The 13045-nt window shown below is 66.7% G+C and carries 8 protein-coding genes; 6 read left to right on the top strand and 2 right to left on the bottom strand.

Translation table 11 applies throughout. The annotated features are described in order from the left end of the window. The first annotated feature begins 3 nt into the window (after nt 1–3). Genes QUE68_RS01300 through QUE68_RS01290 form a run of 3 tightly spaced genes read left to right on the top strand, consistent with a single transcriptional unit; the run spans nt 4 to nt 2915 of the window. Nucleotides 4–897 carry a carbohydrate ABC transporter permease gene (locus tag QUE68_RS01300; RefSeq protein WP_284224151.1) on the top strand — a complete coding sequence of 298 codons (894 nt, stop codon included), beginning with the start codon at nt 4–6 and terminating at the stop codon, nt 895–897. After that, on the top strand, nt 894–1811 hold the full coding sequence (locus tag QUE68_RS01295) for a carbohydrate ABC transporter permease (protein WP_286275036.1): 918 nt from the start codon (nt 894–896) through the stop codon (nt 1809–1811). The genes QUE68_RS01300 and QUE68_RS01295 overlap by 4 nt, the downstream gene beginning before the upstream one ends. A 12-nt stretch (nt 1812–1823) precedes the next feature. After that, nucleotides 1824–2915, top strand: a complete 1092-nt coding sequence (locus QUE68_RS01290) for an ABC transporter ATP-binding protein (RefSeq protein WP_286275035.1) — start codon at nt 1824–1826, stop codon at nt 2913–2915. 481 nt (nt 2916–3396) lie between these two features. Here the strand turns inward: QUE68_RS01290 and QUE68_RS01285 are convergent, their stop codons facing one another. Further along, entirely contained in the window at nt 3397–4863 is a 1467-nt protein-coding gene (locus QUE68_RS01285) for a glutamate synthase subunit beta (RefSeq protein WP_286275034.1), read from the bottom strand. Continuing rightward, nucleotides 4856–9466 (bottom strand): glutamate synthase large subunit, encoded by a 4611-nt coding sequence (gltB, locus tag QUE68_RS01280; RefSeq protein WP_286275033.1) that lies wholly within the window; start codon nt 9464–9466, stop codon nt 4856–4858. The genes QUE68_RS01285 and gltB overlap by 8 nt, the downstream gene beginning before the upstream one ends. A gap of 664 nt (nt 9467–10130) precedes the next feature. Here gltB and QUE68_RS01275 point away from each other — a divergent pair. Genes QUE68_RS01275 through QUE68_RS01265 form a run of 3 tightly spaced genes read left to right on the top strand, consistent with a single transcriptional unit; the run spans nt 10131 to nt 13007 of the window. Beyond that, the gene (locus QUE68_RS01275) at nt 10131–10937 is read left to right on the top strand and encodes a PaaI family thioesterase (RefSeq protein WP_284224146.1); all 807 of its coding nucleotides are present in this window, start codon (nt 10131–10133) and stop codon (nt 10935–10937) included. 9 nt (nt 10938–10946) lie between these two features. Further along, the gene (locus QUE68_RS01270; RefSeq protein ID WP_284224145.1) at nt 10947–12362 is read left to right on the top strand and encodes a chloride channel protein; all 1416 of its coding nucleotides are present in this window, start codon (nt 10947–10949) and stop codon (nt 12360–12362) included. Beyond that, the gene (locus tag QUE68_RS01265; protein WP_284224144.1) at nt 12363–13007 is read left to right on the top strand and encodes a DUF2461 domain-containing protein; all 645 of its coding nucleotides are present in this window, start codon (nt 12363–12365) and stop codon (nt 13005–13007) included. It begins immediately after the preceding gene. The last annotated feature ends 38 nt before the right edge of the window (nt 13008–13045 follow it).

The following is a 13045-nucleotide window of genomic DNA, read 5'->3' as shown; positions in this document are numbered from 1 at the left end:
GACGTGCCGGCACTGCTGCGACGACTTGGCCGCTCGGATACCGCAGCGGGGTGGGCACTGGCGAGTCCCGCGGCGGTGCTGATCGGCATCTTCGGCCTGCTGCCGGTATTCATGTCGCTGCAGTTGTCGTTCCAGAAGTCGGATCTGCTTCGACCGCAGACACCGTGGGTGGGTCTCGAGAACTATCGAAAGCTGGCTCAGGACCCCGTCTTCGTGGAGGCGATCAAGCACACCATCGTCTACACGGCGCTGTTCGTTCCCGGCACCATGATCGTCGGCCTGCTCGTTGCCGCGGCAATGAACCGGTCGGTGCGCTTCATCTCGGTGTACCGCACGGCCGCCTACATCACCATGGCGGTGTCGACCATCTCGCAGGGAATCATCTTCCTGTGGCTGACCGACCGTGACTACGGCTTGGTCAATGCCGGCCTCAACGCCGTCGGGGTGCCATCCCAGCCGTTCCTCGCGTCGCCGTCGCAAGCCCTGTTCGTGATCGTGGCGATGACGATCTGGGGGTGGACGGGCTTCTCGGTGATCGTGTACCTCGCTGCGCTGCAGGGTGTTCCGGTCGAGTTGCACGAGGCGGCGATGATCGACGGCGCGACCGCGTTCACCCGCTTCCGCACCATCACCGTGCCACTGCTCGGTCCGGCCAACCTGTTCCTCCTCGTCTGGCTGACCATCAACGCGTTGCAACTCTTCGACGAGGTGTATGCCACCACCCGCGGCGGACCGCTGCGGGCCACCACCGTCATCGTCTACTACCTGTGGGACCGCGCCTTCGTGCACTTCGACGCCGGGTACGCCGCGGCCATGGCGTACGCGTTGTTCGTCGTCATCCTGATCATCACCGCCGTGCAGTTTCGGCTCGCCAGGAAGTACGCGTACCAGCCGTGACGACGACACGACTGCCGGTGGGCGAGACCACCACCACACCGCCGCCGCCACCGCCGCGCCGCCGTCGACTACCCCGGCTTCGATTGCCCTTCAGCCCATGGCATCTGGTGCTCATCCCGATGACCTTCATCTTGATCGTGCCGCTGCTGTGGATGCTGGTCACGTCGTTGGAGACCGAGGGTGAGACCAACCGCTTCCCGCCGGTCCTGCTGCCCGAGCGCCCGCGATTCGAGAACTACACCGAGGCGTGGGCCGCGGCGCCGTTCGGCCACTTCTTCATCAACAGCCTGCTCGTCACGTCGGTGGTGCTCGTCAGCAACCTGATCGTGTGCAGCCTCGCGGGATACGCCTTTGCCCGCCTCCGGTTCCTGGGTCGTGGCGCTCTGTTCGTCACGCTGATGGCCACGCTGATGGTGCCCTTCCAGGTGACGATGATTCCGGTGTTCCTCATCGTCAAGTGGTTTGGTGACAACGTCGCCCAGGGCCTCGGCATCGATCACCTCGGCGCGTTGATGCTTCCCAATCTGGCGACGGCATTCGGCATCTTCTTCCTGAGGCAGTTCTTTCAGACGGTACCGGTGGAGTTGGAGGAGGCCGCCCGCGTGGACGGGACGTCACGACTGGGCGTGCTGTTCAAGATCGTGCTTCCGCTCTCATTGCCGGCGATGTCGACCCTGGCGGCGCTGACCGTCCTGACGTCGTGGAACGACTTCCTGTGGCCCTTGATCGTCATCACCTCGCAGGATCAGATGACGATTCCCCTGGGGCTGAGCTACTTTCAGGGCGCCCACCGGGTCAAGTGGCCACTGCTGATGGCGGCGAACGTGATGAGCCTGCTACCGATGCTGCTGGTGTTCGTCGGTGCCCAGCGATACTTCGTGCAGTCGGTCGCCAGTACCGGCATCAAGGGTTGAGGAGCAAAGACATTGGCAGAAGTCGAGTTTCGAGACGTGGTGCGACGCTATCCGGGTGGGCGATCGGGTGACACCGTGGCGCTCAAGGGCCTCAATCTCACCGTTGCCGATGGCGAGTTCCTGATCCTGGTCGGGCCGTCGGGCTGCGGCAAGAGCACCGCCTTGCGTCTGCTCGCCGGCCTGGACAAGCCGACGTCGGGCGAGATCAGGATCGGCGGTTCGGTGGTCAACGGCCTGGCGCCCGGTGAGCGCGACATCGCGATGGTGTTCCAAAACTATGCTCTCTATCCGCACATGACGGTGTACCGCAACCTCGCCTACGGCCTGCGCCAGCGCCGGACCCCGCGAGCGGAGATCGACCGCCGGGTCCGCGAGACGGCCGACCTGCTCGAGATCGGCGAACTGTTGGACCGCAAGCCCGGCCAACTGTCGGGCGGGCAGCGTCAGCGGGTGGCGATGGGACGCGCACTGGTGCGCAAGCCGCAGGCCTTCCTGCTGGACGAGCCCTTGTCGAATCTCGATGCGAAGCTCCGCAATCAGGTGCGCGGTGACCTCAAGCGGTTACACCGCGAACTGCCGGTCACGTCCATCTACGTCACCCACGACCAGGTGGAGGCCATGACGCTCGGGGACCGGCTGTGCGTCATGTCGGGTGGCGAGGTGCAGCAGATCGGCACGACCGACGACATCTACAACCGGCCGGCGAACACCTTCGTCGCGGCCTTCATGGGTAGTCCGCCGATGAACCTGTTGCCTGCCGTCGTTCGGCACGGGACGCTCCTTGTCGGGGAGACGCCAACGACCGAGGTCGCCATGCCGGACGGTCCGGTCACCGTCGGCGTCCGACCGGAGCACCTGCGGTTTCACCCCACCTGCGTCCACGGCATGGTCCCTGCGCGCGTCGACTTCGTCGAGCCGCTCGGGAGCCACGCGCTGCTCACCGCGCTGGTCGACGGTGACACCCGGATGGTCGTGCAAGCCGAGGCGGGCACGGCGTTGGAGCCGGGGACCCGCATCGGGTTGTCGCTACCGCCGGAGCGCACGTACTTCTTCGATGCCACGAGCGGTGAGTCGCTGCGGAGTCACGAGCGCGCGATGCGGTAACTGGCGCCGACGTAGATATGCTGGCTAAGCAAACTTTCGCGCCGGTCGATTTCGATCCGGAAACGGCGAGCTAGACGCCATATCTGACGAGGTCGGCGGCAGTGACCAGACGCTCGTGCTTGGCCGGAAAGTCACGACTCCGGACGGGGTGACGTAGCAGTGACCAGGCCATACGGCCCATGCGGGACCTGACGATCGGGTTGGTATACACGGTGTTCACTCCTGCGGTTCGACTGGCTCACCGTGGGGAAACACTAGCGCATTAACCCCGGCCACCATTAGACACCTGCGATCTGGCTAACACAATGCGACGCGCCGAATAAACGTCCGATGTTTCTGGTGTGGCTGGTGTGGTTTCTGAAGCGTTCAGGCGCCCCAGCAGCCCCACCGACTGTGCGGTTTCATCCGAGACTCGCCGTCAGCGGCGTATGGGAACGCACACTCGCGACGAGAACCGATCGAGTAGCTGCCCCCGTTCGAGCTATCGCTGGGGCGCCGCCGTGGGCCTGATCGGCGCAGGCAACGCCGTCTCGCCCATCAGATACCGGTCGACGCCAGCAGCGGCGGCGCGGCCCTCGGCGATCGCCCACACGATGAGCGACTGTCCGCGACCCATGTCACCGGCCACGAACACGCCGGGCACCGACGTCTGGAAGTCGTCCTTGCGCGCGACGTTGCCGCGATCGGTGAGCTCCACCCGAAGATCGCTAAGCAGACCTGGCTTCTCGGGGCCGACGAAGCCCATCGCCAACAGCACCAGATCGGCGTCCAGGTCGAAGTCACTGCCCTCGACCTTGACGAACTTGCCGTCCTGCATCTCGACCTCGTGCACCTTGAGGCACTGCACGTGGCCATCGGTGCCGACGAACTCCTGCGTATTGACCGAGAAGATGCGCTCGCCGCCCTCCTCGTGGGCCGAGGCCACGCGGTACATCAGCGGGTAGGTGGGCCACGGCGTCGAGGACGCCCGCTCCTCGGGCGGCCGCGGCATGATCTCGAACTGGTACACGCTGGCCGCACCCTGACGGTGCGCGGTGCCCAGGCAGTCGGCACCCGTGTCGCCTCCGCCGATGATGACGACCCGCTTGTCCTTGGCCGTGATCGGTGGCTCACCGTCATCGCCGACGACGGGGTCGCCCTGCTGCACCCGGTTGGCCCAGGGCAGGTACTCCATCGCCTGATGGATGCCCCTGAGCTCGCGGCCCGGGATCGGCAGGTCCCGCCAGTCCGTCGCGCCGCCGGTCAGCACCACGGCATCGAAGTCGTTGCGCAACTGCTCCGCCGTGACGTCGACGCCGACGTCCACCCCGGTCCGGAACTTCGTGCCCTCGGCCTCCATCTGCTCGAGGCGACGGTCGATGTGGCGCTTCTCCATCTTGAACTCGGGGATGCCGTACCGCAGCAGTCCACCGATGCGATCGGCGCGCTCGAAGACGGTGACGTCGTGTCCCGCCCGCGTCAGCTGCTGCGCGGCGGCCAGACCCGCCGGACCCGACCCGACCACGGCGACGCTCTTGCCGGTGAGGCGATCCGGCGGCAGCGGGACCACCCAGCCCTCCGCGAAGGCGTTGTCGATGATCTCGACCTCGACCTGCTTGATGGTCACCGGATCCTGGTTGATGCCGAGCACGCACGACGCCTCGCACGGGGCGGGGCACAACCGCCCGGTGAACTCCGGGAAGTTGTTGGTGGCGTGCAGCCGCTCGATGGAGTCGCGCCAGCGATCCCGGAACACCAGGTCGTTCCACTCGGGGATCAGGTTGCCCAGCGGGCAGCCGTTGTGGCAGAACGGGATTCCGCAGTCCATGCACCGTGCGGCCTGATCCTGCAGGGTGTCGTGGGAGAAGTCCTCGTAGACCTCTTTCCAGTCGCGCAAGCGCAGCGGCACCGGCCGCCGCTGCGGGGTCTCGCGGTGGGTGTGCTTCAGGAAGCCGCGCGGATCAGCCACGAGCCGCCGCCATGATCGCGGTGTCGACGTCTTCACCGTTTCGTTCAGCCTCGGCGATGGCGGCCAGGACCGACCGGTAGTCCCGCGGCATGACCTTCACGAAGTGCTTCAGTTGAGACTCCCAATCGGACAGAATGCGTTGAGCAGGAGCGGAATCGGTCGCATCGACTTGCGCGACGAGCATCCCGTGCAACCAGTCGACGTCATCGTCGTCCAGGTGCTCGAGTTCCACCATCTCGGTGTTGAGGTTGTCGGACAACGTGCCGTGCAGGTCGTAGACGTAGGCGATGCCGCCGGACATTCCCGCGGCGAAGTTGCGACCCGTGGGCCCCAGGATGGCCACCTTGCCACCGGTCATGTACTCGCAGCCGTGATCACCGACGCCCTCCACCACGGCATGGGCGCCGGAGTTGCGGACCGCGAAACGCTCGCCGACCTGACCCCGCAGGAACGCCTGCCCGCTGGTGGCGCCGAAGAGGATCACGTTGCCCGCGATGATGTTGTCCTCTGCCACGAACTCCTCGGGGGCGTCCTGGGACGGGCGCACCACGATCCGTCCGCCAGACAGGCCCTTGCCGACGTAGTCGTTGGCGTCGCCGTACACCCGCAGGGTGATGCCCTTGGGAAGGAACGCGCCGAAGCTATTGCCCGCCGACCCTTCGAACGTGATGTCGATGGTTCCGTCCGGAAGCCCTTGGCCGCCATGGATCTTGGTCAGCTCGTGGCCGAGCATGGTGCCGACCGTCCGATTGACGTTGGCGATCGTGGTGTGGAACCGCACCGGCGTGGCCGAGTCCAGGGCCTCCCGACACTGCGCGATGAGCTGCTGGTCGAGCGCCTTGTCCAGCCCGTGGTCCTGACGCGAACTGCAGTAGAGGTCCTGGTTCATGAACGCCGACTCGGGTTCGTGCAGCACCGGGGACAGGTCCAGCTTGTGGGCCTTCCAATGCTCGGCCGCCCGCTGGGTGTCCAACGCCCCCACCTGCCCGACCATCTCGTTGACGGTGCGGAAGCCCAACTGCGCCATCAATTCTCGCACCTCTTCAGCGATGAACTTGAAGAAGTTCTCGACGAACTCCGGCTTGCCGTTGAACCGCTCGCGCAGCAGGGGGTTCTGCGTGGCCACGCCCACCGGACAGGTGTCGAGGTGGCATACCCGCATCATGATGCAGCCCGCGACCACCAGCGGTGCGGTGGCGAAGCCGAACTCCTCGCCACCGAGCAACGCGGCGACGACGACGTCGCGGCCGGTCTTCAGCTGGCCGTCGACCTGCACCACGATCCGGTCGCGAAGTCCGTTGAGCAGCAACGTTTGTTGCGTCTCGGCCAGACCCAGTTCCCAAGGGGCGCCAGCATGCTTCTGCGAGGTGAGCGGGGTAGCGCCGGTCCCACCGTCGTGGCCTGAGATCAGCACCACGTCGGCGTGCGCCTTGGACACGCCTGCGGCAACCGTGCCGACCCCGTTCTCGGAGACGAGCTTGACGTGCACGCGCGCACTGGGATTGGCGTTCTTCAGGTCGTGGATCAGCTGCGCGAGATCCTCGATCGAGTAGATGTCGTGGTGCGGGGGCGGCGAGATCAGCCCGACGCCCGGCGTGGAGTGCCGCACCTCGGCGACCCACGGGTACACCTTGTGACCTGGAAGCTGACCGCCCTCACCGGGTTTCGCTCCCTGTGCCATCTTGATCTGGATGTCGGTGCAATTGGTCAGGTAGTGACTGGTGACCCCGAACCGACCCGAGGCCACCTGCTTGATGGCACTGCGGCGCCAGTCGCCGTTCGGTTCGCGGTCGAAGCGATCTACGGACTCGCCGCCCTCGCCCGAGTTCGATCGCCCACCGAGGCGATTCATCGCGATGGCAAGGGTCTCATGGGCTTCGGCCGAGATCGAGCCGTAACTCATTGCGCCCGTAGAGAACCGCTTCACGATCTCCGCGACGGACTCGACCTCGTCCAACGGCACCGACGGGCGGAAATCGTCGCGGAACTTGAAAAGGCCGCGCAGAGAGGCAAACCGCTCGCTCTGGTCGTCGACCAGCTTGGTGTACTCCTTGAAGATCGAGTACTGGCCGGTGCGCGTGGCGTGCTGCAGCTTGAAGACGGTGTCGGGATTGAAGAGGTGATACTCGCCCTCACGACGCCATTGGTACTCGCCGCCGACCTCGAGCTCGCGATGCGCGCGCTCGTCCGGGCGGTCCAGATAGGCCAGCGCGTGGCGGGTCTCGACGTCGGCGGCGATGTCGTCGAGATCGATGCCGCCGACCGGGCAGTTCAACCCGGTGAAGTACTCGTCGAGCACCGACTGGCTGATGCCGATCGCTTGGAACAGCTGCGCGCCGGTGTAGGACGCCAGCGTCGAGATGCCCATCTTGGACATCACCTTCAGCACGCCCTTGCCCGCGGCCTTGGTGTAGTTGGCCTTGGCCTGATCACTGCTGATGTCGGCGATGACACCTCTGTCCACCATGTCCTCGATGGACTCGAAGGCCATGTACGGGTTGATGGCAGCGGCTCCGAAGCCCACGAGTGCGGCCATGTGGTGCACCTCGCGGGCGTCGCCGGCCTCGACGACGAGCCCGACCTGGGTGCGGGTGCGGTCGCGCACCAGGTGGTGATGCACGGCCGACACGCTCAGCAGCGAAGGGATCGGCGCGAGCGACTCGTTGGACTCGCGGTCGGACAGCACGATGATGCGGGCGCCGTCGCGGATGGCGGCCGACACCTTCGCGCGGACGTCGGCGAGCGCCTCTCCCAGCCCCTGGCCGCCCCTGGCGACCGGATACAGGCAACGGATGACCGCCGCGCGCAGCCCGTGCTTGTGACCGCGGATCTCGTGGTCGGGGTCGACGCAGATGAGCTTCGACAGTTCGGCGTTGCGCAGGATCGGGTTCGACAACACGATCTGGCGGCACGAGTCCGCGTTCGGATTCAGCAGGTCGCCCTCCGGGCCGACGGTGCCCTGCAGGCTGGTCACGACCTCTTCGCGGATGGCGTCCAGCGGCGGGTTGGTCACCTGCGCGAACAGCTGCTGAAAGTAGTCGTAGAGCATCCGGGGCCGCGCGGAGAGCACGGCGACCGGGGTGTCGGTGCCCATCGAGCCGAGAGCCTCGGCCCCGGAGCGCGCCATGGGCGCGACCAGCAGGTTGAGCTCCTCGTAGGTGAAGCCGAACGCCTGCTGCCTCATCACCACGCGGTGGTGCGGCATGCGCACGTAGTCACCGGGCGGCAGGTCTCCGAGATGGAACAGTCCCTTGTCCAGCCATTCCTGGTAAGGCTTCTCGGCCGCCAGCTCGGCCTTGACCTCCTCGTCGGAGACGATGCGGCCCTGCGCGGTGTCCACCAGGAACATGCGACCGGGCTGCAGGCGCATCTTGCGCACCACCGTCGACGGATCCAGGTTCAGCACGCCGGCCTCCGACGCCATCACGACGAGGCCGTCCTTTGTGACCCAGATCCGGGACGGGCGCAGACCGTTGCGGTCGAGCACCGCGCCGATGACGGTGCCATCGGTGAAGCACACCGCCGCGGGGCCGTCCCACGGCTCCATCAGCGAGGAGTGGTACTCGTAGAAGGCCCGGCGGGCGGGGTCCATCGACTCGTGTCGCTCCCACGCCTCGGGGATCATCATCAGCACGGCATGGGGCAGGCTGCGGCCGCCGAGATGCAGCAGTTCGAGCACCTCGTCGAAGCGGGCGGTGTCCGACGCGCCAGGGGTGCAGACCGGGAAGATCTTGTCGACGTCGGAGTAAGACCCGAAGACGTCGGTCCGGATGAGCGCCTCGCGCGCTCGCATCCAGTTCTCGTTACCGGTGACGGTGTTGATCTCACCGTTGTGGGCGACGCGCCGGAACGGATGCGCCAGCGGCCACGACGGGAACGTATTCGTCGAGAACCGCGAATGCACGATGCCCAGCGCGCTGGTCAGCCGCTCGTCCTGCAGGTCCAGGTAGAACGCCTTCAGCTGCGGCGTGGTCAACATGCCCTTGTAGACCAGCGTCTGGCCCGAAAGGCTTGGGAAGTAGACGGTTTCGCGCCCCGGCCCGTCCTGACCCGGGCCCTTGGTGCCCAGCTCGTGTTCGGCGCGCTTGCGCACCACGTAGGCGCGACGCTCGAGGTCCATGGGGTCGGCGCTCGCCCCCTCGCCATGGCCGATGAACGCCTGGCGGAACGTCGGCATCGCGTCGCGTGCCAGGGCGCCGAGCGAGGAGTCGTCGATGGGCACGTCGCGCCAGCCGATGAAGGTCAGACCCTCGGCCTCGACGATCTTTTGCACCGACTCGCACGCCGCGGCCGCATCGCGCGACGACTGCGGCAGGAACGCGATGCCGGTGGCGTAGCTGCCCGGTTCGGGAAGCTCGAAGTCGACTACCGCGCGGAGGAAGTCGTCGGGGACCTGCAGCAGGATCCCGGCGCCGTCGCCGGTGTTCGGTTCTGCGCCCTGGGCCCCACGGTGCTCCATGTTGAGCAGCGCGGTGATGGCCTTGTCGACGATGTCGCGGCTGCGTCGGCCATGCATGTCGGCCACCATCGCCACGCCACAGGAGTCGTGCTCATAAGCAGGGTTGTAGAGACCCTGCCCAAGTCCATGGTCGCTCGGCGCCATTCCCACCTACCCTCTTCTGCCACACCTCACGGGAAGCCTGATGCTGGCAACCGTCGTGGACGGTTGCTGCCGGCGGGCGATGGGTCTGTCTGCGTGCAGCACTGAACGACGGAACTTGCTCCACTCGCCACGAGTGGTGAAACGATATGACAAACCCCGCCTGACATGCCAACTTAGTCAACCCTAACCGGGCCCCGAGGGCACGTGCCGCAGGACGGTCCCCGGGATCGGTGACGACGACGAAATCCGTTGTTGGGGTGAATCAGTGGCGTGCATCCGGACCCCGAAGCCTCTCGGCGTCGATTTCACCGTACTGCCATGATCCTTACGTCTGATTTGCCATAACCCAGTATCCAGCGCCGTGAGCTGCTCATACAGCTCTGCGAGAATTTGCTGCAAAGCCTGATCGGATTCTTAGGCATCGCGATCGCGCCCCGCTGTGCCGCCAGCCGGGCGACGTACTTCACCTCGCGCCGACCATCGAGGCGCCCACGGTCGACGACGAGGAGCCCGGCGGGCCGTACGGTGTTGCCCAACAGCAGATTTCCCGCGGCGCACCGCGTGACGCGCTGACCGCTCCACCACCGGCGCCGTGACGGCCGGGTGCGGATTGCCGTCGCACCCCCTGCGCAGCGCCCACGCGCACGAGGGAAGCTGATCGGCGATGCGCCACCCAACGAACACTCCCATCGGCAGGTTCCGGATCGAGACCGACGAGGAGACACCCGCCCGCTGCGTGGCGAGCCTGCCCGTGTCCGGGCTGGCAAACCCCCTCACCGGAACCCAGGGACTGGGCCCCCTGGCCGTGCTGGTCGATCACGTGGCCGGGCTGGTCAACCACTTCCGACGCACCGACGACGAGTGGACCGTCACCAGTGAGCTGTCGCTGGAACTGACGCCCACCTGCGCGGCGACGATCGCCGACCACCCGGACACGCCGGTGATCGGCACCGCCCGGCCGGTCGGTTCCAGGTCCGTGACCGCGCTCGGAGAATGCGACCTGGCCGTCGGCGCAACGATCGTCGGGACCGGGACCGTGCGGTCCTATTACGTTCAAGCGCCGGCTCGGCTCGCCGCGTGGCCGACCGATGACGGCGGGGAGGCCGTCAAGACCGGGCTGGCCGCGATCATGGCCACCGGGGGCCCCTACCGGGAGGGCGCCGCTCACGTGCTGCCGCAGGGCTTCGACCCGGCGTTGAACAACAGCATCGACGTCATCCACGGCGGGATCGCCTCGGCCGGACTCGAAGCCGTCGCCTCGGCGGCGGTCAACGCCGATCGTGCCGCCGACCCGCTGGCCACCGCGTCGCTGCGCGTGAACTTCCTGCGGCAGTTCTTCGCAGGTGACCAATCCCGTTACGTCGGAACCGCATTGCGGGTGGGACGTCGCAGCGGAGTGGCCGACGCGCAGGCCGTCGGCAGCGACGGCAAGGTCGCCATCGTCGCGCGGTTGACCGCGTACCGCTGCTAGCATCCGCAAATGCCCATGGCGCGCGACACCGGCGGCTGGGTGGGCGCCTTCGTCCGCAACTCGGGCTACCTGCGCAAGTGGTTGATCCTCGGCATCTCCATCGGCGTCATCGCCGGGCTCGGTGCCGTGGTGTTCTACCTCGCCCTCGACTACGCGGGCCGCTTCCTGCTCGGCGACCTCGGCGGCTACCGACCGCCCACCGCTGCCGCCGAGGGTGGCGATCGAGGGTCGACGGGTTTCGACCGGGCCTGGGCGATCCCCCTGGTGACCTTTGGCGGCGCGCTGGTGTCGGCCTTCATCGTCGCCAAGTTCGCACCGGAGGCCGAGGGGCACGGCACCGACAGTGCGATCGAGGCGGTGCACACCGACCCGCGGTCCATCCGGGCGCGTGCGGTGCTCGTCAAGATGGTGTCCAGCGCGCTGACCATCGGCTCCGGCGGATCAGCGGGCCGTGAGGGACCGACCGCGCAGATCTCCGCCGGCTTCGGTTCACTCCTCGCCAGGCGTCTGGACCTCTCGGACGTCGACGGGCGCGTCGCGGTGTCGTTGGGCATCGGGTCGGGTATCGGCGCCATCTTCGGTGCGCCATTGGGCGGCGCGGTGCTGGCCGCGTCGATCGTCTACCGCGAGGACTTCGACTATCGCTCGCTAATCCCCGGCTTCATCACCTCGGGCACCGCGTACGCCATCTACGGCGCCTTTCTCGGCTATGACCCGCTGTTCGGCTTCGTCGCCCCCGATTATCGGTTCAATCCCACCCAACTCGGATGGTTCCTGGTCATCGGAATCATCTCCGCGGCCGTCGGTTACCTCTATGCGCGGGTGTTCTACGGCACCGTGGCACTGACGCGCCGCCTGCCAGGGAACAAGGTGATCAAGCCCGCGATCGGAGGCCTGCTGGTCGGCCTGCTGGCTCTGCCCATTCCGCAGATCCTGTCCAGCGGCTACGGCTGGGTGCAGCTGGCGTCGGCAGAGGACACCCTCGCGGCGATTCCGCTCTGGATCGTGCTGATCCTGCCGTTCGCCAAGATCCTCGCCACCTCGCTGTCCATCGGCACCGGCGGTTCCGGTGGCATCTTCGGCCCCGGGATGGTGATCGGCGGGTTCGTCGGCGCCGCTATCTGGAGGCTGGCCGATCTCGCCGGTATGCCCGGGATTCCCTCTGGCCCAGGGGTATTCGTGGTCGTGGCGATGATGGCCTGCTTCGGCAGCGTCGCGCATGCGCCCCTCGCGGTGATGATCATGGTGGCCGAGATGACCGGGTCCTTCTCAGTCCTCCCCGGGGCAATGATCACCGTCGGCATCGCCTACCTCCTGATCACCCGCAGCAGCGTGTCGATCTACCAGTCCCAACGGCTGAATCGGGAGAGTGCCGAAGCCGAGCGGCGGGGTGAGCCGCGGATCACCAGGGACGAGTTCGAGTAGATGACCGAACCGGTGCCCGTGTTCGATGGCTTCCCCGAGACCGCGCTCGACTTCTACGACGACCTCGAGGTCGACAACACCAAGTCGTTCTGGACGGCGAACCAGGACGTCTACGTACGGTGCGTGAAGGCGCCGATGACCGCGCTGTGTGCCGGTCTGGAATCAGAGTTCGGCCCCGCCAAGGTCTTTCGCCCATTTCGCGATGTCCGGTTCGCCAAGGACAAGACGCCGTACAAGACGCATCAGGGTGCCTTCGTCGGAGCCGGCCCCGCCTGCGGCTGGTACGTCGAGATCGCGGCCCGCGGCGTCCGCACCGGTGCCGGTTTCTATGACGCCAGCAGGGATGACCTCGCCCGCATCCGGGCGTCGATCGTCGACGAGTCCGGTGGCAAGCAGCTGCAACGGATCCTGACCAAACTGACGAAGGCCGGCTTCACCGTCGGCGGTGACCGGCTCAAGACCGCACCACGCGGATACGACGCCGACCACCCACGCATCGAGTTGCTGCGGCACCGTTCCCTGACGGTCGGCAAGGAATACGGCTTCGAGCCGATCATTCATAGCGCCGACCTCCTCGGTGCCGTGCGCGCGGACTGGACGGCCACCCGGCCGCTGGTCGACTGGCTCAGCGCACGCCTTGGATGACGACAAGATCAAGATTCACCGAACACGCCTCACTTCGG

Source organism: Mycolicibacterium sp. TUM20985, from assembly GCF_030295745.1.
In the GTDB taxonomy this organism is placed as follows: Bacteria; Actinomycetota; Actinomycetes; order Mycobacteriales; family Mycobacteriaceae; genus Mycobacterium.
This window is presented reverse-complemented; position numbering and strand designations above follow the sequence as displayed.